Source organism: Actinoallomurus sp. NBC_01490 (assembly GCF_036227085.1).
GTDB classification, from domain to species: Bacteria; Actinomycetota; Actinomycetes; order Streptosporangiales; family Streptosporangiaceae; genus Actinoallomurus; species Actinoallomurus oryzae.
The window spans coordinates 474670-496387 of record NZ_CP109433.1 but is presented as its reverse complement, the minus strand read 5'-3'; the positions used below and the strand labels follow the sequence as shown (position 1 = coordinate 496387).

Annotated in this window: 19 protein-coding genes; 9 read left to right on the top strand and 10 right to left on the bottom strand. The window is 71.4% G+C overall.

Annotation, left to right across the window (positions count from 1 at the left end; translation table 11 throughout):
• Nucleotides 1-90 precede the first annotated feature (90 nt).
• Entirely contained in the window at nucleotides 91-1062 is a 972-nt protein-coding gene (locus OG417_RS02555; protein ID WP_329249105.1) for a CapA family protein, read from the top strand.
• Between the two features lie 8 nt (nucleotides 1063-1070).
• Here OG417_RS02555 and OG417_RS02550 read toward each other — a convergent pair whose 3' ends face one another.
• The 3 genes from OG417_RS02550 to OG417_RS02540 form a co-directional block, all read right to left on the bottom strand.
• On the bottom strand, nucleotides 1071-1571 hold the full coding sequence (locus OG417_RS02550) for a pyridoxamine 5'-phosphate oxidase family protein (RefSeq protein WP_329249101.1): 501 nt from the start codon (nucleotides 1569-1571) through the stop codon (nucleotides 1071-1073).
• Nucleotides 1572-1691: 120 nt separating this feature from the next.
• On the bottom strand, nucleotides 1692-2189 hold the full coding sequence (locus OG417_RS02545; protein WP_329249099.1) for a VOC family protein: 498 nt from the start codon (nucleotides 2187-2189) through the stop codon (nucleotides 1692-1694).
• Nucleotides 2173-3438: a low temperature requirement protein A gene (locus tag OG417_RS02540; protein WP_329249096.1), complete on the bottom strand. Its 1266-nt coding sequence runs from the start codon at nucleotides 3436-3438 to the stop codon at nucleotides 2173-2175. Before OG417_RS02540 ends, OG417_RS02545 begins: the two co-directional genes overlap by 17 nt.
• A gap of 172 nt (nucleotides 3439-3610) precedes the next feature.
• Between OG417_RS02540 and OG417_RS02535 the strand changes: the two genes are divergently transcribed.
• Entirely contained in the window at nucleotides 3611-5410 is a 1800-nt protein-coding gene (locus OG417_RS02535; protein ID WP_329249093.1) for a ferritin-like domain-containing protein, read from the top strand.
• Between the two features lie 9 nt (nucleotides 5411-5419).
• Here OG417_RS02535 and OG417_RS02530 read toward each other — a convergent pair whose 3' ends face one another.
• The 3 genes from OG417_RS02530 to gdhA form a co-directional block, all read right to left on the bottom strand.
• Entirely contained in the window at nucleotides 5420-6220 is an 801-nt protein-coding gene (locus tag OG417_RS02530) for a hypothetical protein (protein ID WP_329249089.1), read from the bottom strand.
• 153 nt (nucleotides 6221-6373) lie between these two features.
• The gene (locus tag OG417_RS02525; RefSeq protein WP_329249086.1) at nucleotides 6374-7138 is read right to left on the bottom strand and encodes an NYN domain-containing protein; all 765 of its coding nucleotides are present in this window, start codon (nucleotides 7136-7138) and stop codon (nucleotides 6374-6376) included.
• Between the two features lie 220 nt (nucleotides 7139-7358).
• Nucleotides 7359-8708, bottom strand: a complete 1350-nt coding sequence (gene gdhA, locus OG417_RS02520) for an NADP-specific glutamate dehydrogenase (RefSeq protein WP_329249083.1) — start codon at nucleotides 8706-8708, stop codon at nucleotides 7359-7361.
• A gap of 293 nt (nucleotides 8709-9001) precedes the next feature.
• On the opposite strand from gdhA, the gene OG417_RS02515 reads away from it, so the two are divergent.
• Nucleotides 9002-9856 carry a universal stress protein gene (locus OG417_RS02515; RefSeq protein WP_329249080.1) on the top strand — a complete coding sequence of 285 codons (855 nt, stop codon included), beginning with the start codon at nucleotides 9002-9004 and terminating at the stop codon, nucleotides 9854-9856.
• 98 nt (nucleotides 9857-9954) lie between these two features.
• On the opposite strand, the gene OG417_RS02510 is transcribed toward OG417_RS02515, so the two are convergent.
• Both OG417_RS02510 and OG417_RS02505 read right to left on the bottom strand, forming a co-directional pair.
• Nucleotides 9955-11295 carry a sensor histidine kinase gene (locus tag OG417_RS02510; protein WP_329249075.1) on the bottom strand — a complete coding sequence of 447 codons (1341 nt, stop codon included), beginning with the start codon at nucleotides 11293-11295 and terminating at the stop codon, nucleotides 9955-9957.
• Nucleotides 11292-11960, bottom strand: coding sequence for a response regulator transcription factor (locus OG417_RS02505; protein WP_329249072.1), 669 nt, complete (start codon nucleotides 11958-11960; stop codon nucleotides 11292-11294). Before OG417_RS02505 ends, OG417_RS02510 begins: the two co-directional genes overlap by 4 nt.
• A gap of 116 nt (nucleotides 11961-12076) precedes the next feature.
• On the opposite strand from OG417_RS02505, the gene OG417_RS02500 reads away from it, so the two are divergent.
• From OG417_RS02500 to OG417_RS02480, 5 genes are all read left to right on the top strand, one after another.
• Nucleotides 12077-12574 carry a DUF2231 domain-containing protein gene (locus tag OG417_RS02500; protein WP_329249070.1) on the top strand — a complete coding sequence of 166 codons (498 nt, stop codon included), beginning with the start codon at nucleotides 12077-12079 and terminating at the stop codon, nucleotides 12572-12574.
• A 74-nt stretch (nucleotides 12575-12648) separates the two neighbouring features.
• Entirely contained in the window at nucleotides 12649-13983 is a 1335-nt protein-coding gene (locus OG417_RS02495) for a ferredoxin reductase family protein (RefSeq protein ID WP_329249066.1), read from the top strand.
• A 30-nt stretch (nucleotides 13984-14013) separates the two neighbouring features.
• Entirely contained in the window at nucleotides 14014-14472 is a 459-nt protein-coding gene (locus tag OG417_RS02490; protein ID WP_329249064.1) for an FMN-binding protein, read from the top strand.
• Nucleotides 14469-15275, top strand: a complete 807-nt coding sequence (locus OG417_RS02485; RefSeq protein WP_329249061.1) for an FAD:protein FMN transferase — start codon at nucleotides 14469-14471, stop codon at nucleotides 15273-15275. The genes OG417_RS02490 and OG417_RS02485 overlap by 4 nt, the downstream gene beginning before the upstream one ends.
• Nucleotides 15276-15469: 194 nt before the next feature.
• Nucleotides 15470-17713, top strand: a complete 2244-nt coding sequence (locus OG417_RS02480) for a heavy metal translocating P-type ATPase (protein ID WP_329249057.1) — start codon at nucleotides 15470-15472, stop codon at nucleotides 17711-17713.
• 6 nt (nucleotides 17714-17719) lie between these two features.
• On the opposite strand, the gene OG417_RS02475 is transcribed toward OG417_RS02480, so the two are convergent.
• Complete coding sequence (locus OG417_RS02475; RefSeq protein ID WP_329249054.1) at nucleotides 17720-18706, bottom strand: rubrerythrin family protein; 987 nt, start codon at nucleotides 18704-18706, stop codon at nucleotides 17720-17722.
• Nucleotides 18707-19120: 414 nt separating this feature from the next.
• On the opposite strand from OG417_RS02475, the gene OG417_RS02470 reads away from it, so the two are divergent.
• Complete coding sequence (locus tag OG417_RS02470) at nucleotides 19121-20113, top strand: Acg family FMN-binding oxidoreductase (protein WP_329249051.1); 993 nt, start codon at nucleotides 19121-19123, stop codon at nucleotides 20111-20113.
• 70 nt (nucleotides 20114-20183) lie between these two features.
• On the opposite strand, the gene OG417_RS02465 is transcribed toward OG417_RS02470, so the two are convergent.
• Nucleotides 20184-21611 (bottom strand): MFS transporter, encoded by a 1428-nt coding sequence (locus OG417_RS02465; protein ID WP_329249048.1) that lies wholly within the window; start codon nucleotides 21609-21611, stop codon nucleotides 20184-20186.
• Nucleotides 21612-21718 lie beyond the last annotated feature (107 nt).

Sequence of the window (21718 nt, the reverse complement as noted above, 5' to 3'; positions counted from 1 at the left end):
GCCGGGATAGGGCCGAAGGTCCACCGAGCCGCGCCGAATGTCGGGCGCCCCGGACGTACGGCCGCGCGATGCTGGGAAGGGGGAACGCGCATGGCCGTGACGATCGCCCTGGGCGGCGACACGATGCTGGGCCGTGGCGTCGGCGAGGTGATCGCGGACGCCGGGCCGGAGGGCCTGTTCGCCCCGGAGGTACGCGCGGCGTTCGCCGAGGCCGACCTCGTCGTGCTGAACCTCGAGTGCTGCGTCTCGGACCGGGGCCGGCGGTGGACCGCGCCGGGCAAGCCGTTCCACTTCCGCGCCCCGCCGCAGGCCGTGGGCGTGCTGACCGGGCTGGGCGTCGACTGCGTGACCCTGGCGAACAACCATGCGCTGGACTACGGCCACGAGGCGCTGGAGGACACGCTGCGGCATCTGGCCGGGGCCGGCATCGCCGCGGTGGGCGCGGGCCGTGACCGCGAGGAGGCGCGGGCTCCGGCCGTGCTGGAGAGAGCCGGTACGCGCGTGGCCGTGATCGGCGTGACCGACCACCCGAGCGACTTCGCCGCGTCGGAGACCGCGCCCGGAGTCGCGTACGCCCCGCTGAGCGCGGGTGTGCCGTCGTGGCTGTCCCGCGGGATCGAGGACGCGGCGGCCGAATACGACGTCGTCCTGGTGACGCCGCACTGGGGGCCCAACATGACCACCGAGCCCCTGCCGTACGTCCGCCGGGCGGCGGAGGGCTTCGTGAACGCGGGAGCCACGCTGGTGGCCGGCCACTCCGCCCACGTCTTCCACGGGGTGAACGGCAACATCCTCTACGACCTGGGCGACCTCATCGACGACTACGCCACGGACGAGTACCTGCGCAACGACCTGGGTCTGGCCTGGCGAGCCGAGATCAGTGACCTCGGCGAGGTGAGAGTGACCGCGTTGCCGCTGACGCTGGACTACGCGCGGACCGAACCGGCCCGCGACGAGGACCGTAGGTGGATCGTCGACCGGTTCAGGTCCGCCTGCGCGAGGTTCGGCACGGAGGTCACCGAGCGCGGCGGCCGGCTGGCCGTCCGCCCTGCCACCTGGTGAGCGGTGCCTTATCGGTCCGCGGCGGCCGGTGGCTTGCCGCCGATGCGCCGGCCGGTGATGCGTGTGGGCTGGATGCGCAGGTAGAGCTCCCTGGCGCCGCCCGCCCAGGGTTCGACGCCCGATTCCCGCACCGACGCGCGTTCGTCCTCGGACTCCACATGACGCACCGATCCCTGGATGAGAACGCTCCAGGCCTCCCGCGTCTCGGGGCGCAGCTCGTCGATCTCGAACGCGACCTTGTAGTCGGCATCCGCTATCCCGGTGCGGAGGTCCTCATCCGTCGGGCTGTCGTGGGCGGTTCGAAAGACGATGGTGCCCTCGTGCAGCCGGTAGTTGACCGGCAGGATCGTGGGGCCGTACCGGCCGAGGTAGGCCAGCCGCCCGATGCCGCCCGGCGAGATCAACCGCAGGCACTCGGCCTCGTCCAGAGCCTCCGGCACCGGTGCCCCGCCCCCGGACTCGCGTTCCGACGCGCCGCCGGACTCCGCGCCGGTCATGTCATCAGCCATCAACGGTCCCTGTCCCCCGATCCGGATGAGTGGGTGAACCCAGATCAGAGACTTCCCGCAGCTCAGGGGCCCAACCAGCAGGTCAGACATGAGGGCGGGGGCCCGACGCGATGGTCCGCGCTACATCTTTCGGGAGGACGCCTCCCGAGCCGCCCCGGAAGGCGGTGCGGAGTCCGCGGGGGGATCGGCCAGGACTCCCTTGAGGAGGCCGGTGGACTGGCCCACCTCGATGAGGTAGCCGTCGGGGTCGCGTAGGTAGCAGCGCAGTTCCGACTTGCGGTCGAGGGGCTCGGTGAGGAAGCGGGCGCCCTTCGCGACGGCATGCCGGTAGAAGGCGTGGATGTCGGCCACGCGCACGTTCAGGAAGCTGGACACCCGCTCGCCGCTCCGGGGCACGTCCAAGGTGACGTCCGGCTTGTCGGGGGTGGGCCCGCCGCCGGGGTTCATGATGATCCAGCTGTTGGCGACCTTCACGATCGCCGGGTTCTCCTCCATCACCACCTCGCCGCCGAAGACGTCGGCGTAGAAGCGCCTCGAGACCGCGACGTCGCGCACGGTCAGGAAGTACGAGAGGAGGAGGCCGTACTCGGGCGTGGGAAGGTCACCGTGAGAGGTCATCGTTGGTCATTCCTTGCGTTGATGGGAGGGGAGCGCCCGGTTCCGGGACGGCCGGGCGGTGACGCGCGGCGATGGTGACCATGGTCATCAGGATGCAGACGGCGGCGATCGCCGCGACGACCGTGACCACTCCGGTCCGCGAGGCCGCCGGCGGCAGGAGCAGGATGGCGGTGACGCCGCACACCACCACGGTGGGGCGAAGGACGGGCTCGGCCAGGAGGGGCGTGTGGACCATCCAGAGCAACGTCACGAACAGCGCGGTCGGGATCGCCACGGCGTAGCAGATCGCCAGGGGTGACGCGCGGAGGTCGTGCCCGGTCTGCCCGACCGCCACCTCGAGCCCGGCGCCGAGCGCCGCGAGGCTGACGAAGATGCCGTAATGGCCGTACCCCCACCGGTACGAGAGGTGGCGGCGGTCGTTGAGCCCTTCGCCGGCCGGGGCGAGGAAGTAGAGCCACCAGAGGGCGAACAGCAGCACGAGCCCGGAGGCGGCGATGATGATGAGCGGACGGTTGATCTCACCGCCGTCGAGCGCCGCCCCGACGCCGTTCGACGCGGCGAGGACGCTCTCGCCGAAAAGGATGATCGTGAACAGGCCGTAGCGCTCGGCGATGTGGTGCGGGTGCCAGTTGGTGGGGCCGGGCCGTTCCGCCCACCGTGGCACCGCGAGTTCCAGGGCGGCCAGGCCGACGAAACACGGCACCTGGGCCGACGACGGCAGGGTGCCGGTCTCCGCCAGAACGAGCCAGGCGATCCAGCCCGCCTGAGCGACGGCGATGCCGAGGGCGTACCGCAGCGCCGTACGACGGCCGGCCGGGTCCTCGGCGCCGGCCCGCAGCCACTGCGCGACGAGCGCGGCCCGCATGACGAGGTAGCCGATCGCGACCGCGCGGTAGTCGGAACTGTCGGCCGCGGCGGGCACGCCCGCGGCGAGGACGAGCACGCCGGCCATCTGCAGCATGGTCAGCAGCCGGTACGGGACGTCGTCGGTGTCGTACGACGACGCGAACCAGGTGGAGTTCATCCACGCCCACCACACCGCGAAGAAGACCTGCAGGAAGGGAACGAGCCCGGCCAGGGCGTGGCCGTCGGCGATGTGGTGCGCGAACTGCGCGGTGACGGCCGCGACCGCCACCACGAAGGTCAGATCGAACAACAGCTCCAGCTGGCTGGAGACACGGTGCGGCTCGTCGATCGCACGCGCGGCCATCCGGACCCGGATCCGGTACCTGATTTGCGCTGGCGGCACGGTCTCGCTCCCGTCACTCCCGACGTCCGTCCTGCTGAAAGAGACCAGGCAGTGGCCACACCTGTGACACCCGATCTCCCGCCGGCGGCTGTCACAGCCCCGCGGGGTTCCCGGTCTTAGCTGACGGCCGGGCGGCAACCGATGCCCGGGAAGACGGCAGAAGCGAGACACGATGAATCACCCGACACCACGGCGGCACGCCGCCCCCGCGCGGATCGCCACGATGGACGATCTCCGCGAGCACCTGCAGTGGGCGGTCGAACTCGAACACGCGACCCTGCCGCCGTACCTGTGCGCGCTCTACTCGCTCGACCCGGAGCGCAATTCCGAAGCCGTCGAGGTGGTGGCCGGAGTCTTCATCGAAGAGATGCTCCACCTGACCTTGGCCGCGAACCTGCTCAACGCCGTCGGCGGACACCCGCGGCTGGACTCGCCGCGGATGTTGCCGCCTCACCCCCGGCGGCTGCCGCACGGCGACGCCTCCCTGGAGCTCTCGCTGCTCCCGTTCGGCGACGAGGCACTCGACATGTTCCTCCGGCTCGAACGGCCGGCGCCGCCCGGCGCCCCGGCGGAGGGCGACCGCTACGAGACGATCGGGCAGTTCTACGCGGCGATCGAGGACGGGCTGCGCCACCTGTGCGACCGGCTCGGCGAGCGGGAGGTCTTCCGCGGCGATCCGGCTCGCCAGGTGCACGCCGGACACTTCCGGCACACCGGCGGACGGATGATCGCCGTCACCGACCTGACCTCGGCGCTGGCCGCGCTGGAGGAGATCGTCGAAGAGGGCGAGGGCACGTCGCGCGGCGCGGTCTGGGATGGCGACCCGGACGTCCACCATCCCGACCGGGACGAGGTCGCCCACTACTACCGCTTCCAGGAGCTCAGGGCCGGCCGGCGCTACCGGCGCGGCGACACTCCACGATCCGGCCCCACCGGCGAGACGATCACTGTGGACCTCCTCGGCGTCCTCCCGATGAGGCCCAACCCGCGACTCGCCGACCACGCTCCGGGCAGCGCGATCCGTACGGCCCAAGAGGAGTTCGACCGGACCTACTGCACCCTTCTGCATCTGCTGGAAGAGGCGTTCAACGGCAGCCCGCGGCTGCTCGCGGTCGCCACCGCCACCATGTACAAGCTGAAGACGCAGGCCCAGGCGCTGATGCGGATGCCCGACGGCGAAGGCACGACGGCCGGCCCCACCTTCGAGTACGTCCCGCCCGAGCAGCGTCCGTGGAGCGTCGACGACCCGCAGCGGATCGCCGTGCTCCCCGACGGCCCGTACCTCGTGTACGGCGGAGTTCCGCTGAAGCGCAAACGCAAGATCGTCGCTGCCGAGAACAACGCCGCGCTGACCTGGCAGACCGGCGAGACGTTGGCCACCGAGCCCACTTATGCGCTGTGCCGCTGCGGCCGATCGGGCGCGAAGCCGTTCTGCGACGGGACCCACGCCCGGGTCGGGTTCGACGGCACCGAGTCCGCCGACGTGCGGCCGTACGAGGAACGGCAGCACGTGCACGACGGCGTGGGCATCTCGGCTCAGCGCGTCGGCGAACTCTGCGTCCACGCCGCGTTCTGCATCGGGCGCACCAGACCGATCGCCTCGATGCTCGCCGACACCGACGACAGCGACGTGCGCTCCGACGTCATGGGACGGATCGAGCACTGCCCCTCCGGGTCGTACAGCTACGCCCTGCGACGCGGAGGCGAGTCCATCGAGCCCGACCTCCCGAAGGCCATCTCGGTCATCGAGGAGGAGAACGGCCTGGCCGGCTCGCTGTGGGTCACCGGCGGCGTGCCCGTCCAACGCGCGGACGGGCAGCCGCTGGAGACCCGCAACAGGATGACGTTGTGCCGCTGCGGGCACTCGGCCGGCAAGCCGCTGTGCGACGGAACCCACCGGGAGATCGACTTTCGCGAGGAACCCGGCCCGGTCGGCGACGAGAACGAAGCGGAGAAGAAAAGGACGGCGTGAGCGCGCGGCCTACGCGCTGACCGGGGGCGCCGGCCGGGAGTAGTAGACCTTGACGCTTCCGCAGCTTCTCGCGAGTTCCCGCACCGTCCCGGTCACCGGCACCCGGCCTCGTCGAACGTCGAAGTCCTGCAAGGGTTCGGTGAACCGGGTGCCCAGCAAGCGGCGCGCGTGCAGTTTCGACGGTGCGATGTTGACGATGACGGTTCCGAACAGCACCAGCCCGAGGCCGGTGCTCGCCGGCCTGATCCACCAGCGAGCGGACCGCCGGGCCCGCTCCGCCGCCGGCGGGGTGTCACGGGTCATGAACCCCTTGAGCCCCGCGGGCGGCGCGTACTCCCGCCGCAGCCGGTCGGCGATCTCGATGACCTCCGCCGCAGGGCGTGCGAGGCGTCCGGCACGCAACGCGATCGGGGCGCCGAATCGCCACAGATTCGCGCGGACCTCCAGGCGGGCCGGGACCGGCACGTCCTCCAGCGCCTGGCCGGATTCACCCACGCGTACGACCAGCCGCGTCGCACCTCGGCTGCCGCTCTGCTCCACCGCCGTCACGTTGGACCACGTAAGGCGCATCTCGTACTTGTGCCAGGTGATCCCGTACGCGGTGAGGGTCAGGCCGCGCCTGGCGCGCAGGGCGGTCAGGACGGCGTTCACCTCCAGGAGCGCGACGCCGGGGATCCACAGGACCATCGGCCCGCCGGCGTCCCAGCCGAGAAACCACCTGAGCGCGATGGCGACCGGCCAGAACACCGGCCAGAACCAAACGGCGTGGCTTCGATACGCGATCCGCTGCTCGTCCGGAGGTGGCGTCACTGAGATTCCCGTCAATCGTTCCCGCCCCCGACGGCGACGAAGATCATAAAGCCGGATGCGCCGGAACCGGTGCGAATTTCGCCGGTCGAGGCCCGTACCGGCCTGGGAATCAAAGACCGCGGTCGCGAGAGCCGGGTCGGAGGCGGCGGTCGCTCAGGGCTGCTCGCGCTTGTTGCGGGCGTAGACGACCGCCGGCTTGCCGTCGCCGGGGCTGCGGCGGTCCAGGGCGAACTGCCCGATCGCGGCCATGAGTTCGCTGAGCTTGGGGTAGCCGTAGTTGCGGGAGTCGAAGTCCGGGCGCTGCTTGGTGACGATGTAGCCGACGTTGGCGAGGTTCGCCCAGCCGTCCTCGTCGGAGGCCGCGTCGACCGCGTTGACGAGCTGGCCCAGCAGTTCGGTGTCCGCCTCGAGAGACACCGCCAGTGACGCCGCGGTGGGCTCGGGCAGCGCGTGGGCGGGTGAGGCGATGTTGCGGGAGTAGGGCAGGTTCTCGATGTAGACGAACTTGTCACATGCCGAGACGAACGGCTTGGGGGTCTTGCGTTCGCCGAAGCCGTAAACCGTGAGTCCCGACTCGCGGATCCGCGAGGAGAGACGGGTGAAGTCGCTGTCGCTGGAGACGATGCAGAAGCCGTCGAAGCGCCCGGTGTACAGCAGGTCCATGGCGTCGATCACCATGGCCGCGTCCGTCGCGTTCTTGCCGGTCGTGTAGGCGAACTGCTGGATCGGCTGGATCGACTGGGCCAGCAGCTGGTCCTTCCAGCCCCGCAGGCTCGTCCCCGTCCAGTCGCCGTAGGCCCGCTTGACGTGCGCGGTTCCGTACTTGGCGACCTCGGCCAACAGCCCGTCGGTGACGCCGGGCCGCGTGTTGTCCGCGTCGATGAGCACAGCGAGCCTCGCGGCGTTCTCCCTGACCATGGTGCTTCTCCTCACGAGCGGGCCACGAAGGTCAGCCGGTCACGGCGGCCGGCCTGCCGGCCGGCCGCGCTCGCTTCTGCTCCGGTAACACCCGTTCCCTCGTACACGCTGGTTTCGCCCGGTAGTGGAGCAAGTGTCGCCATCTGAAGATCGGACGTCCAGCGGTTCCTCGAGCCGAGCAGACGGACCGGATGACCGACCGCTCGGTGCCGGGTTTCGTTCAGATGATGCCGAGGGCGAGCATGGCGTCGGCGACCTGGGTGAAGCCGGCGATGTTGGCTCCGGCGACGTAGTCGCCGGGACGGCCGTACTCATCGGCCGTCTCCAGGCAGCGGTCGTGGATGCCGCGCATGATGTCGGCGAGGCGTTCCTCGGTGTGGTCGAAGCTCCAGGAGTCCCGGGAGGCGTTCTGCTGCATCTCCAGTGCGCTGGTCGCCACGCCCCCGGCGTTGGCGGCCTTGCCCGGCGCGAAGACCACTCCGGATTCGGCCATGAGCTGGACGGCCTCGGGGGTGCAGGGCATGTTCGCGCCCTCCGCGACGATCGTGCATCCGTTCCGGATCAGTGTCGCGGCGTCCGCGCCGTTGAGCTCGTTCTGGGTGGCGCAGGGCAGGGCGATGTCGCAGGGCACCTCCCACACCGAGCCGCCTTCGACGTACCGGGCCACGTCGCTCCTGGCATCGGCGTACGCGGAGATACGGGCGCGGCGGACCTCCTTGAGGTCCTTGAGCAGCTCGACGTCGATGCCCTTCTCGTCGACGACGTAGCCGCCGGAGTCGGAGCAGGCGATCACGGTGCCGCCGAGCTGCTGGACCTTTTCGATCGCGTAGATGGCGACGTTGCCCGAACCCGACACCACGACCTTCTTGCCGTCGAAGGAGTCGCGGCGGGTCTTGAGGATCTCATCGACGAAGAAGACGGTGCCATAGCCCGTGGCCTCGGTGCGCACCTGCGAACCGCCCCAGGTCAGGCCCTTGCCGGTCAGGACGCCGGACTCGTAGCGGTTGGTGATCCGCTTGTACTGGCCGAACAGGTACCCGATCTCGCGGCCGCCGACCCCGATGTCACCCGCGGGCACATCGGTGTACTCGCCGATGTGCCGGTAGAGCTCGGTCATGAAGGCCTGGCAGAACCGCATGATCTCGCCGTCGGAGTGGCCCTTGGGGTCGAAGTCCGAGCCTCCCTTGCCGCCGCCGATCGGCATGCCCGTGAGGGCGTTCTTGAAGATCTGCTCGAAGCCGAGGAACTTGATGATGCCCAGGTAGACGCTGGGGTGGAAGCGCAGGCCACCCTTGTACGGGCCGAGCGCGGAGTTGAACTCCACCCGGAAGCCCCGGTTGATCCGCACGGTGCCGGCGTCGTCGACCCAGGGGACCCGGAAGATGATCTGGCGTTCGGGCTCGCACAGACGGCTGATCACGGCCGCGTCGGCGTACGCGGGATGCTTGGCGACCACCGGACCGAGACTGGTCAGAACCTCGTGCGCCGCCTGGTGGAACTCGGTCTCGCCGGGATTGCGTCGTAGCACCTCGTCGTAGATGTCGTGCAGCTTCTCGTCCAGACCAGGCACGCCGTCGTTCCTCTCTGTCGTTCTCGTCTGTCGTCCTCGGCCGTGTCGTCCATCGGCGCCGTCGGCACCATCGATACCGTCTCACGAGAACGGACAGGTATGACATAGGGAGACATGCCTGACCTTCCGCTCATCGGCCGCCTGTGACGTATGGGGCGCAGCGGAACCAATGGCGCGTCGTTTCCGGTGGCGCTTGGACAACGATGTCCGAAGCCGGGGAGTTACATGAAGGCGTGGGTGGGACGCCTTCAGGGTGTGCCGGCTCTGCCGTGAGCCGCTCCCTGGAGGATTTGGTGGCCGAGGAACTGTCGCCGGTGGTCGTCGGCGTCGATGGGTCGGAGCCGTCGCGCGTCGCGCTGCGGTGGGCGGCCGAGGAGGCCGTACGGCGTGGCCGCCCGCTGCGGATCGTGCACGCGTTGGATCCGTGGGCCGAGGCGCCCTTCTACCCGGTCGCCATGACGACGGAGATACTTCAACAGGTCGGCGGAGCGATCCTCGAACAGGCCGTCGGTGACGTGCGCGGCCGGGAGCCCCGACCGGCGGTGACCACGGCCCTCCTCGCCGAGCCGGCGTCCGTGGCGCTGCGCGGGCAGGCCGAGGAGGCCTACGAGGTCGTCGTCGGGCACCGGGGCCGCGGCGGCTTCGCGAGCCTGCTGCTCGGCTCGGTGAGCCTGCGCACCGCGGGCTACGCGAACGCCCCGGTCGTGGTGGTACGCGACGGCGACCGCCCCGAGCAACGGAAGATCGTCGTCGGCATCGACCTGTCGCGGCACTCCGCCGCCGCGCTACGGTACGCGTTCGACGCGGCGGCCGTACGCGAGGCGGTGGTGCGCGTGGTCTACGCCTGGTGCCCGCCGGAGGGACGGTACGCGGTCCTCGACGTCGGGGAGTTGGCCGAGGCCGCCCACCGGGAGGCGCATCGAATCGTGGCGCCCTGGCGCGAACGGTATCCGGGGATCGCGGTGACGGAGGACTCTCCCCGTGAGCATCCCGTCAAGGCGCTCGTGACGGCCTCGGCCGACGCGGACCTCGTCGTCGTCACGGCGCGCGGGCACAGCGGCCTGCGGCTCGGCTCGGTCAGCCACGGCCTGCTCCACCACGCCCGCTGCCCCGTGGCGGTCGTACCGCCCGGCACGGAGGCCGGCTGAGCCGCCGAGGGTGTGGGGCGGTTGGCGGTGACCGACCCGGTCGAAGCGAGATCGGGCGGAACAGCTCGATTAGCGGAACCTCGCGGGCCTGGACCCTCCTATCGGCTTCCTGCCGGAAGGTCGATGGTGGCGGTGAGGCCACCTCCGGGTGTCTCGGACAGTTCTATGGTTCCGCCGTCGGCGGTGATGAGGCGGTGGGCGATCGCCAGGCCGAGGCCGGTGCCCGCCGGGCTGTCGGTGCGGAATCGGCGGAACGCCACTGCCATGGCCTCCGCGCTCATCCCGGGGCCGTCGTCGATGACGGTGACGCAGGTCCGGCGGCCGGAGCGACGCGCTCCGAGCCGTACGTGTCCCTCTGGTGGAGTGGCGGTCAGAGCGTTGTCGATGAGGTTGTCGATCACCTGCTCGAGATGAGCGGGTACGGCCTGGGCGGCGACCGGACGGTTGGTCTCGACGGAAAGACGCACGCCGCGCTCCGCGGCGACGGGTCGCCATGCCTCGACCCGTTCGTCCAGCATGCGCGATACGGCGACGTGTTCCGGCGTCTCGGTGACGTTCTCGGCCCGTGCGACGGCGAGCAGCCCGTCGACCATCCGCGAGAGACGGGCCAGTTCGTCGAGTGCGCCGTCGAACTCCGCGCCGTCGCTTGCCTCGGTGGCGAGGAGTTCCATGCGCAGCCGAAGTGCGGCCAGCGGCGTACGGAGCTGGTGGGAGACGTCGGCGATCATGGTCCGGTGGTCGTGGACGAGGCCTTCCAGACGGGTGGCCATGACGTTGAAGCGTTCGGCGAGCCGCCGGACCTCGACGGGCCGGCGGGGCGGGGCGGCGCGCGCGGTCAGGTCGCCCGTGCCGAGTGACTCCGCGGCCGTTTCGAGAGCGCGCAGGGGCCGGCCGACCCAGCGGGCGAGCGACACGGCGAGTACGACGGCCGCGGCCACCGCGACGACCGCGACCGTCGCGAGGCGGCCCCACAATCGCATGACGCGGTCGTTCAGCGGGCCGAGCGGCCGGGACAGCAGTACCGCGCCCGCCACGGCTTCGGCGTGTCCACTCACCGGTACGGCGGCGATGAGCCGGTCACCGTCCTGGGTGAGGCGGGTCCGGCCGGCCAGTGCGGGTGTCGCCCGTGCCGGGGTGTACAGGCCGGTGCCGGCACCGATCACGGTGTGTCCGTCGTCGTCGACCACGGTGACGGCCATGCCCGCACCGCCGTCGTTCTCGGCGCGCAGTGCGCGCAGTGTCCGCGGCAGGGCGGCGGACTCCTCATGGTCGGCGAGTCGTTCTTCAGAGGCCGCCGCGAGCGTGTGGGCGATGGTGAGGGTGCCGGTGCGGTAGTCGCGTTCGTGCTGGTTCTCCATCGCGAAGCCCAGCGGGAGGAGCCCGCCGAGCACGAGGCCGCCGGTGAGGGCCAGCAGAGCGGCGAGGATCCGGCTGGTCACCGTGGGTCACCGAGCCGGAAGCCACGAGCGTAGACGGTCAGGATCGCCGATGGATCACCGAGCTTTCGGCGCAGTGCCGCGATGTGCACGTCGAGCACGCGGGTCGGCCCGTACCACTGGGTGTTCCACACCCGCTCGATGATCTCCTGCCGCGCCACCACCCGGCCTGGATCCGTGGCGAGACACTCGAGGATGTCGAACTCGGTCGGTGTGAGGGCGATCTCCTGATCGCCGCAGTGCACCTGGCGGGTACGCGTGTCGATCCTCAATCGGCCGTGGGTGAGCGCGTCGGGGCCGGTGATGCGGCTGCGGCGCAGTACGGCACGGATCCGGGCGGTCAACTCGGCGAATCCGAACGGCTTGACGATGTAGTCGTCGGCTCCCGCGTCCAGCGCCGCGACGCGATCGGGCTCTTCTCCGCGCGCGGTGATCACCAGGATCGCCGCGTCCGACCGCGAACGTAGCTCGGTGCACAACTCGATCCCATCGCCGTCGGGCAGACCCAGGTCGAGCAGGACGACGTCGTGGGGATCGGCCGCCCGTGCCTCCTCGGCGGTGGACACGGTCCGGGCGGCGTAACCCGCACGTGTCAGCCCGCGGACGAGTGAATCGGCGATGCCGGAATCATCCTCCACGATCAGTACACGTGCGGAAGCGCTGGTCACGGTCTCACCGTATGGGCATTCCGGGGATCTGAACGAGTTCCGAACATTTCCCTAACCCGGTCCTGGCAGGTCACCCGGAAGGGTGGAGGGCCCCGCTCCCGTCGAGAAGGACACCGATGTTCTCCACCATCTTCGGTCTGCCCACGCACCCGCTGGTCGTGCACGCGGTCGTCGTCCTCGTGCCGCTCGCCGCCCTGTCGGCACTGGTCGTCGCGGTGTGGCCGGCGGCTCGCGACCGCTACGCGCCCGCGGCGCTGCTCCTCGCGACGCTCGCGCTGATCTCGGTCCCGCTCGCCACGCACACCGGCGAACAGCTGGAGCGCCACGTTCACCCCTCGGCCTTCGTGGAGCGGCACACCTCGATGGCCGACGGTCTGCTGCCCTTCGTGGGCCTGCTCTGGCTGGCGCTGGCCGTGCTGGTCGCGGCACGCCGGCTGGGCGCCACACGAGGAGTGAGCTGGACCCGGTACGTCGCCGGTGGAGCAGCGGTCGTCGCCGTGATCGGCGCGGTCGCCAGCGGCGTTCAGGTCGCACGGATCGGCGACAGCGGCGCCCGGGCCGCGTGGCACGGCGTCGCCACCACGTCGGGCCAGGTTTCCGGACCGCATCACTGACCGGTACGCCGATGCCCACGACGAATGCCATGAGGCGCCCTGCGGGCCCCGTTCGAGCGGTGCCCGGCGGCGGAATGCTTCCCGGACCCGGACGCCTGTGGAAGCGGGTGCTCGTCATCGTGATGATCGCCGGGGCGGTTCCGGTGTTCGGGGTCTGGTGGCAGGACACGCCCGCGGGTTCGCTGCGCGGCATCGGTGACTACCTGGTCGCGGCGGGACGCGTCTCCGGGATGCTCGGCGCCTACCTGCTGCTGGTCCTGGTGACGCTGATGTCCCGGATGCCGTGGCTGGACAAGCGGGTGGGCTCCGACGTGATCGCCCGCTACCACCGGGCGCTCGGCGAGTACACGGTGATCCTGCTGGTCGCCCATGCGATTCTGCTCGTCGTCGGCTACGGCCTGCAGGACGGCACCGGTCCGGTCGCCGAGACCGTCACCGTCGAGGTGTCGTATCCCGACGTGCTGATGTCCACCGCCGCGCTGGGTCTGCTGGTCATGGTCGGGGTGGTGTCGGCGCGTGCCGTACGGCCCAGGCTCGCCTACGGAAGCTGGCATTTCACGCACCTGTACGTCTATCTGGCGATGGCTCTGGCATTCGCGCACGAATTCGCCAACGGCGCCGACTTCTCCGGGTCGCTGCGCAACCGGGTGCTGTGGTCCGCCGTTCACATCGGTGTGTTCGCCACGCTGGTGGTGTTCCGGCTGCTCGTGCCCGTGTGGCGGTCGGTCAGGCACTCGCTGCGCGTCGCGGAGGTCGTGACCGAAGGGCCCGGCGTCGTGTCCGTCTACATGACCGGTCGCGACCTGAACCGCTTGAAAGCCGAGGCCGGGCAGTTCCTGCGATGGCGGTTCCTCGACCGCGGGCTGTGGTGGGAGTCGCACCCGTACTCCCTGTCGGCACCACCCACCGACCGGACGATCCGCATCACCGTGAAAGATCTCGGCGACGGCAGCGGGCGGCTTCGCCAGGTGCGCCCCGGCACCCGGGTCTGGTTCGAGGGACCGTACGGGGCGTTCACCGCGGGCCGCGGCGGGCGGTCACGGAGCCTGCTGATCGCGGGCGGCGTGGGGATCACGCCGATCCGCGCGCTGTACGAGACCCTCCCCGGATCAGGCCCGGACGTGATCCTGCTGTACCGGGCGTCGCGCAACGAGGACCTGGTCTTCTGGCGGGAACTGGTGGACATCGCCCGCCATCGGGGCTTCGGTCTCCATCCGATCGTCGGCGGGCACCTGAGAAAGAGCCGAGATCCGCTCGACGCGTCGGCGCTCCTCAGACTCGTACCCGACGTGGCCCAGCGCGACGTCTACCTGTGCGGGCCTCCAGGCCTGGTGAAGGGAGCCACCGGACACCTGAGGAAGGCGGGTGTGCCCAGGAGCCGTATCCATGTCGAAGCCTTCGACCTGTAGCGCTCCGTGGAACGAGAGGGAGATGTCCGCATGATCAAGGTCGTCATGTCGCTGGTGTCCACGGCCATCGGCCTGGTACTGCTGCTGTCCTTCAAGTCACACTCGGCCGGCCCGCCAAGGTCCGCGCTCTCCGGAGCGACGGCCGGGACGCGCAGCCCGCACGGCACCGCGTCCCCTTCCCGTACGAGGTCCATGAAGCGCCCCGCCGGCCGGAGCGGCGTCTTCGCCGGAGACCCGATCGACACCCCGTACGGCACGATGCAGGTGGCAGCCGTCATCAAGGCCGGCAAGCTCACGAACGTCAAGGTGCTGCGGCATACGGACGTCGGTGGCCGCAGCGCCCAGATCGACGCGTCCTCGCTTCCGGTCCTGCGGTCCGAGGCGCTCTCCGCACACGGCGCGGACATCGACGTGGTGTCCGGGGCGACCTACACGTCGAGGGGTTACGCCAGGTCCTTGCAGTCCGCGCTGGACAAGGCCGGTATATGACCGGCCGGCGCACCGCGACCGCCACGAGCATGGGTACCGTCATGTCCATCGCCGCCCCCGCGGACACCGATCCTGAGACGTTCTCGGCGGCCGCCCAGGCGGCGTTCACGTGCCTGCGCCATGCTGACGATGTCTTCTCTCCCTTCAAAGCGGCCAGCCCCGTCAGCCGGATCAGGGACGGCCGGCTGCCCCTCGCTGATCTTGCCGAGCACCCGGACGCCGCGTGGATTCGTGCGGTCCTCGACATCTGCTCGGCCTTGAAGGCCCAGAGCGGAGGCGCGTTCGACGCCTGGGCGGTCGGCGATCCGCCGGCCTTCGACCCATGCGGCGCGGTCAAGGGCTGGGCCGCCGAGCAGGCCGGCGCGGCCCTCTCCGCACACGGCGTGACGCGACACTCGCTCGGAGCGGGCGGCGACGTACGGGTCCGTGGCGGCTGCGGCGACCGGCCGTGGCGGGTGGGCATCACCGACCCGCACCGGCCGGGCCGCCTTCTCGCCGTCGCCGAGCTACGCGACGGCGCCGTCGCGACCTCGGGCACCGCCGAGCGCGGCGCGCACATCTGGGATCCGAAGGCCGGCCGACCGGCCTCGTACCTGAGCCAGGTAACCGTCATCGGCCCCAGCCTGACCTGGGCCGACGGGTACGCGACCGCGGCGATGGCGCTCGGCGCGCAGGCGTTCGACTGGCTCGGCGCCCTCGCCGAGCGGACCGCCTACGACGCACTCGTCGTCGACCGTCGGACCGGCGTCCGGTGGACCCCTGGCATGCCGAAACACGTTCCGGCGCTCGCTTCGGCCGGATGACCGGGGGCACCGGCCTGGGCCCTTCGGGCGGCCGTGCCAGGACCGAAGCCCCTGGCTGCGACTCTGGCGATCGGCGAGGTTGGGGAGACGCATAGGACGGCAGACGGACCCGCCACCGATCTGGCGGCAGGACGGTCGCTCCGGCTCGAGGACGAACGAGGATGACCCCATCCGGTGCACGTCGCGTTGCCCTGATGACCGGCACCGCCGGACCGCTGGCGGCCGGCGGGCTCTGCCGTGTCCTCGGGCTCACCGGTCCAGCGGACGTTCTGTGGGCCGCGGCGACGCTCTTCGCGCTGGTCCCGGCGGTGTGGTGGGTTCTGGCCGCCCTCCGCCAGCGGCGACTCGGCGTGGACCTGATCGCGGTGCTCGCGCTCCTGGGCTCCCTGCTCGTCCGCGAGTATCTCGCCGGCGCGCTGATCGCGGTCATGCTGGCGACGGGGCGGTCGCTGGAGGACTACGCGAGCCGCCGGGCACGACGGGACCTGCGGGCCCTGCTGGAGCGCACTCCGCGAGAGGCGCGGCGCTATGAGGACGGTGCCGTACGGGACGTCCCGGTGGAGGACGTCGTACGCGGGGACCGCCTGCTCGTGCCCGCGGGTTCGGTCGTGCCGGTGGACGGCGTGGTGGAGCGCGACGCCGCGGTCCTGGACGAGTCCGCGCTCACCGGCGAGGCGCTGCCGGTGGAACACGACGTGGGCGCGGCGGTGCGCAGCGGGACGCTCAACGCGGGCGATCCGTTCGACCTGCGCGCCACCGCGACGGCCGAGGAGAGCACGTACGCGGGCGTCGTTCGCCTGGCGCGAGAGGCACAGGCCGAGAGCGCACCGGTCGTCCGTCTCGCCGATCGCTTCGCCGTGCTCTTCCTCCCGTTGAGCCTGGCCGTGGCGGGCGGGGCATGGGCGGCGTCCGGGCAGCTCGTCCGCGCGGTCGCCGTACTCGTCGTCGCGACGCCCTGCCCGCTGCTGCTGGCCGCGCCGGCCGCCATCGTCGCCGGCATCTCGCGTACGGCCCGTCACGGTGTCGTCGTCAAAGGCGGCGCGGCCCTGGAGACCCTCGGGCACGCCCGTACCCTCATCCTCGACAAGACCGGCACGCTGACCACCGGCCGCCCCGAGGTCACCGACGTGGCCACCGACGCGGAGGCGGATCCAGTCGAGCTGCTGCGGCTGGCCGCCGCCGTCGACCAGATGTCCTCACACGCGCTCGCCGAAGCCGTCGTCCGGGCCGCTCACGAACGCGGCCTGAGCCTGCCCCGGCCGCATGAGGTACGGGAAATCGCCGGTCGCGGCGCCCAGGGCCGTGTCGACGGCCGATGCGTCGCCGTCGGCAAGGCGGTCTCGAAGGCCGCCTGGATGTCCGGCGTACGGGCCCGCGCGGCGCTGGACGGCGCCATGACCGTGTGGGTGACCGTCGACGGGCGGACGCGAGGGGTGGTCCTGCTCCGCGACACCGTACGTCCCGACGCACCCCGAACGCTCCGGCGGCTGCGTTCCTCGGGTGTCCGGCGGATCGTCATGCTGACGGGTGACCGCGCCGACGTCGCCGAGAGTGTGGCGACCGTGCTCGGGATCGACCAGGTTCAGGCCGAGTGCTCGCCGGGGGAGAAGGTACGGGCGGTCCGCGCCGAGCCGGACGTCAGCGCGATGGTCGGGGACGGCATCAACGACGGCCCGGCGCTGGCCGCCGCCGACGTCGGCGTCGCCATGGGCGCTCGCGGCGCCGCCGCGTCCTCGCAGGCCGCCGACATCGTCATCACCACCGACCGGCTCGGCCGGCTGGCCGACGCGATGGACGTCGCGCGCCGGGCACGACGGATCGCCGTGCAGAGCGCGGGCGCCGGCATGCTGCTGTCGCTGGCGGCGATGGCCGGGGCGGCCATCGGCCTGATCCCGCCCGCGGCCGGCGCGCTGTTGCAGGAGGGCATCGACGCCGCGGTGATCCTCAACGCCCTGCGGGCCCTGCGCGAGGGCCGGGGCACCCGCGTCCCGCTCGACATCTCGACGGACGCGCTGTTGCGCCGCTTCGGCCGGGAGCACGCCTTCCTCCGGCCGTCACTGGCGAACATCCGGGCGGTCGCCGACTCACTCTCGGCGACACCCGAGGCCCTGGAGCGTCTCCGCGACGTGCACCGGTTTCTCGTCCAGACCCTCCTGCCGCACGAACGCGCCGAGGAGACCCGGCTGTATCCCGCCGTGGCGCGGGCGCTCGGCGGTACGGAGGCGACGACCACGATGAGCCGCGGGCACGCCGAGATCGAGCGTCTCGTCCGCCGTCTGGGCCATCACCTCGACCTCGCCGCACACGACGGTCTCCGGCCCGACCAACTCGACGATCTCAAGGCGTGCCTCTACGGCCTCCATGCCGTACTGACCTTGCATTTCGCCCAAGAGGAAGAGGCGTACTTCTCCCTCTCCTCCGGGGTCCACGCCCTCTGACCCGGCTCAGGAGGACGAGGCGGCGGTGTCCTGGTCGAGGCGGTCCCGAGCCTGTTCGAAGGCGCGAGCGTGCTCTCCCTCGTCCGTGGCGGTGCCGGAGAACATGCGGGCGGCGTCGGTGTCACCGGCCTTCTCGGCCCGGTGGGCGAAGGTGGGGTACATCGTCGTGGATTCGTACCGCTCGCCGGCGATGGCCTTGCTCAGGTTGTCGCGTGTGCTGCCGACCAGTCCGGCCAGCTCCGCGTGCTCGGCGAAGTGCTCCTGGCGCTCCACCTCGCCGGTGCCCTTGAACAGACGTCCGACGTCCGGATCGCCCTTGTCGGTGGCGTGTTCACCCCACAGGTGGTACTTCGCGTACGCCTCCGCCTCGCCGTGCATGGCGGTGTCGAGGTTGGTCTTCGTCCGATCCGCGTGGACCTTGGCCGGGCCCGCCGGCACCTGGTGAGCGGTCACGTCGGGTGCCGCCGGGACGGTTCCTCGTCCGGTCTCGACGACGCCCAGGGCGGTGCGGAACGCGGCCTCGTGCCGGCCCTCGTCGCGAGCCACCTCGGAGAAGCGGTCCGCGGCGTTGGCGTCACCGTCTTCGGTGGCCTGCCGGGCGAACTTGGGATACATCGTGTTGGCCTCGTAGTGCTCGCCGGAGATGGCGGCCCGCAGGTTCGCCGCGTCGGTCCCGACCAGACCGGCCATCGCCGCGCTCTCGGCGAAGTGCTCGTCCCGCTCGGTCGCGGCCGTCCGCTCGAACAGGTCGGCCACCGACCCCAGTCCCTCCCGCCGGGCCTGGTCGGCGTACAGCCGGTACGAGGCGTTCGCGAAAGCCTCGCCCCGCATGGCCTTCGCCAGATCGGCGCGTGTCTGCGGGCTCGGCGTACGGGTGACCACAGCAGCGCTCGCGCTGCCCGTTGCGGCCGCGGCGAAGGCCCCGTAAAGCGGGACACTCAGTGCGGCGGCCACCGTACTGCCCAGCAGGAACCGCGTCGGCAGGCTCGTCATGGTGCCTCCTCGCAATGCCACGCCCGGCCTCATGACCTGGGCGTCTCCCTCCGCTGTCACCTCCCAACCTGACCTCGGTGATACGCCAGGGATAGAAGTCACATCTCCCAACAACGGGGGCGAAAGGTCCCGGCACCAGATGACTTCCGGCCGATCACGCACGACGCCCATACTGTGACGGAGGGTAACCGGGTGCCGTCATCGGGCAGCCGTGCCCGTACGCGGGTGATCTCGGGGGCGATGTCCGGTTCGACGGCGCCCGCGCCGTAGGGCATGGGCATCCCCCGGCGTGACCGCTGTCCCGGACGGGGCGAAGGTCCCGTGGCCCGAGGCCGTTCGCCACTCACGACCGGGCCGCGGCCGGGGCGAGGGTTGCGAATGGGGTGCCCGTCCGTATCCTCGGCAGGAGGAGTCGTGAACATCACCGACGCCACGTCCGCACAGGACACCGCGCACTTTCTCGTCGACGCCGCCGCGTGGGCGCCGTCGGTGCACAACACCCAGCCCTGGTGGTTCGGCACGCGAGGCTCCACGGTGACCCTGCACGCCGACCCCGACCGCCGGCTGAACGTGGCCGACCCCGACGGCCGGGAGATGCTGATCAGCTGCGGCGCGGCGCTCTGTACGCTCCGCCTCGCCGCCCGCCGCCTCGGCCTCACCCCGCGGATACGGATGGCCTCCGACCCGGAACGCCCCGGCCTGATCGCCGACGTCACGCTGGAACCGGCTCAGCCCCCCAGCGAGGATGAGAACCGGATGTATGACCAGATCCGGCGCCGCCGCACCCACCGCGGCGGCTTCCGTCCCGAAGGCCTGCCGGCCGGGCTGTTGCAGGCGCTGCGTACCTGTGCCCTCGACGAGAACGCCGCCCTCCGCGTCGTCGCGGACCCGAGGGCGCGCATCGCGCTCGGTGCCCTCACCGAGGTCGCCGAGCAGATGCTGCGCCAGAAGCCGGACTACTGCCTCGAGATGGCCCGCTGGGCGCCGCGTCCCGGCAGCGGCCGGCGGGACGGCGTACACGAGGACGCCTACCCGCGCGACCCCGAACGCACCGATCCCCACTTCGCGCAGCGCGACTTCGCCCGCGGCCACGGCTGGGGCCTCACCAGCGACGAACGCCACGGCGCACCGGGCGTGGTCGCCCTGCTGACCACGAAGACCGACGAGCGCGCCGCGTGGCTCCAGGCCGGACAGGCGCTGCAACGCGTACTGCTGCACGCCGCCGGGAGCGACGTCTCCGCCGCCTTCCACACCCAGGCGCTGGAGATCCCGGAGCTGCGCGACTTCCTCCGCACGCACTTCTGCGACGGCGGACATCCACAGATGATCATCCGGCTGGGCCTGGCCGACCGGGAGTCCCGGAGCGTACGGCGATCTCCCGAGGAACTCATCCGACCCGAGCCGTGAACCGGGCGGTGCACCGGTGGCCTACGCACGTAACGCCTAGCCGGACAAGCCTCCCCGGTTCGGGAACAGATTAGGGCGCGGCATCGTCGCGGCGGGCCGGGAGCGCGAAGGCGAGAACCGCGACCGCGACCAGTGCCCCCGCGCTGATCGCGAACGCGTGGCCGTACGCGGTGGCCAGGGCCTGCGGGGTGTGGGCGGGGGTGGTGGTGACGGCGATCAGGGCGGCCAGGCCGAGCCCGCCGCCGGCCTGCTTGGCGGTGTTCATCAGCCCGGAGGCGGCGCCGGCGTCGGCGGGCGGGACACCGGAGGTGACGGTCGCCGTCAGTGGTGTGTTGAACAGCCCGCCGCCGACCGACAGCAGGACGGCGGGTCCGAGCACCGCGGAGGTGTACGTGCTGCCCGCGGTGATGCCGCTCTGCCAGGCGAACCCGGCAGCGGCGACCAGCGCCCCGGCGACGATCAGCGCGCGGTGTGGCACCCGCCGCATCAGCCACGGGGTCACTCGCAGCCCGACCAGCGACATCACCAGCGTGTGCGGGAGAAAACCGAACCCCGTGGCGAGCGGGCCGAAGCCGAGCACGTCTTGCATGTACAGAGTGAGGAAGTACCACATCGGCACCTGAAACACCGCCCCGGACAGCAGCATCACCACGTTGCCCAGCCAGATCGCGCGGCGGCGCACCAGCCGTGGCGGCACCAGCGGCCGTCGCGCCATCCGCGCCTCGACCACGATGAACGCCGCAAGGGCCGCCGGCCCGGTCGCCAGCGCCACGGCGGTGACCACGTCACCCCAGCCGCGGGTCTGCGCCGTCGTGATCCCGTACGTCACGGCGGTCAGGCCCGCGGTGGCCAGGATGGCCCCGGCCACGTCCAGGCGGCCGCCTCCCGCCCGTGTACGAGCGCGGTCGACGGGCAGGGAGGTGGCGGCCAGGCCCAGCGCGATCACGCCGATCGGCACGTTGATCAGCAGCGTCGATCGCCACGTCAGGTACTGGGTCAGCGCGCCGCCGAGCAGGTTCCCGGCCGCGCCTCCGGCCAGGCTGACCGCGGTCCAGACGGCCAGTGCCCGGGTGCGGCGGGCGCCTTCGGCGAAGGTCGCGGTCAACAGCGTCAGCGTGGCCGGGGCCAGCACCGCGGCGCCCAGCCCCTGCACCGCCCGTCCGGCCACCAGCAGGCCCGCCGTGGTCGCCAGGCCCCCGGCCAGGCTCGCGACCGTGAACAGTCCCAGTCCTGCCGCGAACACGCGCCTGTGCCCGTACAGGTCGGCCAGCCGCCCGCCCAGCAGCAAGGACCCGCCGAACACCAGCGCGTAAGCGCCCGCCACCCACTGCAGCCCCGCCGGATCGAATCCCAGACCGTGCTGGATCGACGGCAACGCCACGTTGATCACCGACACGTCCAGGACCACCATGAACTGCGCCGCACACGCCAGCGCCAGCACGATCCCCGCCGCCGATCCTCCGCTCCCCGGTCGCAGCGCGCCGTGGTCCCGGACCATGAACGACCCCTATGCAAATCGATGCGATCGCATTGCTTTGCTACGCTTCGGACGGTAGCCGCCCGCTTGGGACCCGGTCAAACCGATGCAGCCACATCGGAGAAGTC

Coding starts and splice junctions, on each gene's coding strand:
- OG417_RS02495 (WP_329249066.1), top strand. CDS start 12,649: ATGCTTCCCGGACCCGGACGCCTGTGGAAGCGGGTGCTCGTCATCGTG.
- OG417_RS02500 (WP_329249070.1), top strand. CDS start 12,077: ATGTTCTCCACCATCTTCGGTCTGCCCACGCACCCGCTGGTCGTGCAC.
- OG417_RS02480 (WP_329249057.1), top strand. CDS start 15,470: ATGACCGGCACCGCCGGACCGCTGGCGGCCGGCGGGCTCTGCCGTGTC.
- OG417_RS02545 (WP_329249099.1), bottom strand. CDS start 2,189: ATGACCTCTCACGGTGACCTTCCCACGCCCGAGTACGGCCTCCTCCTC.
- OG417_RS02490 (WP_329249064.1), top strand. CDS start 14,014: ATGATCAAGGTCGTCATGTCGCTGGTGTCCACGGCCATCGGCCTGGTA.
- OG417_RS02550 (WP_329249101.1), bottom strand. CDS start 1,571: ATGGCTGATGACATGACCGGCGCGGAGTCCGGCGGCGCGTCGGAACGC.
- OG417_RS02535 (WP_329249093.1), top strand. CDS start 3,611: ATGAATCACCCGACACCACGGCGGCACGCCGCCCCCGCGCGGATCGCC.
- OG417_RS02485 (WP_329249061.1), top strand. CDS start 14,469: ATGACCGGCCGGCGCACCGCGACCGCCACGAGCATGGGTACCGTCATG.
- OG417_RS02465 (WP_329249048.1), bottom strand. CDS start 21,611: ATGGTCCGGGACCACGGCGCGCTGCGACCGGGGAGCGGAGGATCGGCG.
- OG417_RS02555 (WP_329249105.1), top strand. CDS start 91: ATGGCCGTGACGATCGCCCTGGGCGGCGACACGATGCTGGGCCGTGGC.
- OG417_RS02475 (WP_329249054.1), bottom strand. CDS start 18,706: ATGACGAGCCTGCCGACGCGGTTCCTGCTGGGCAGTACGGTGGCCGCC.
- OG417_RS02525 (WP_329249086.1), bottom strand. CDS start 7,138: ATGGTCAGGGAGAACGCCGCGAGGCTCGCTGTGCTCATCGACGCGGAC.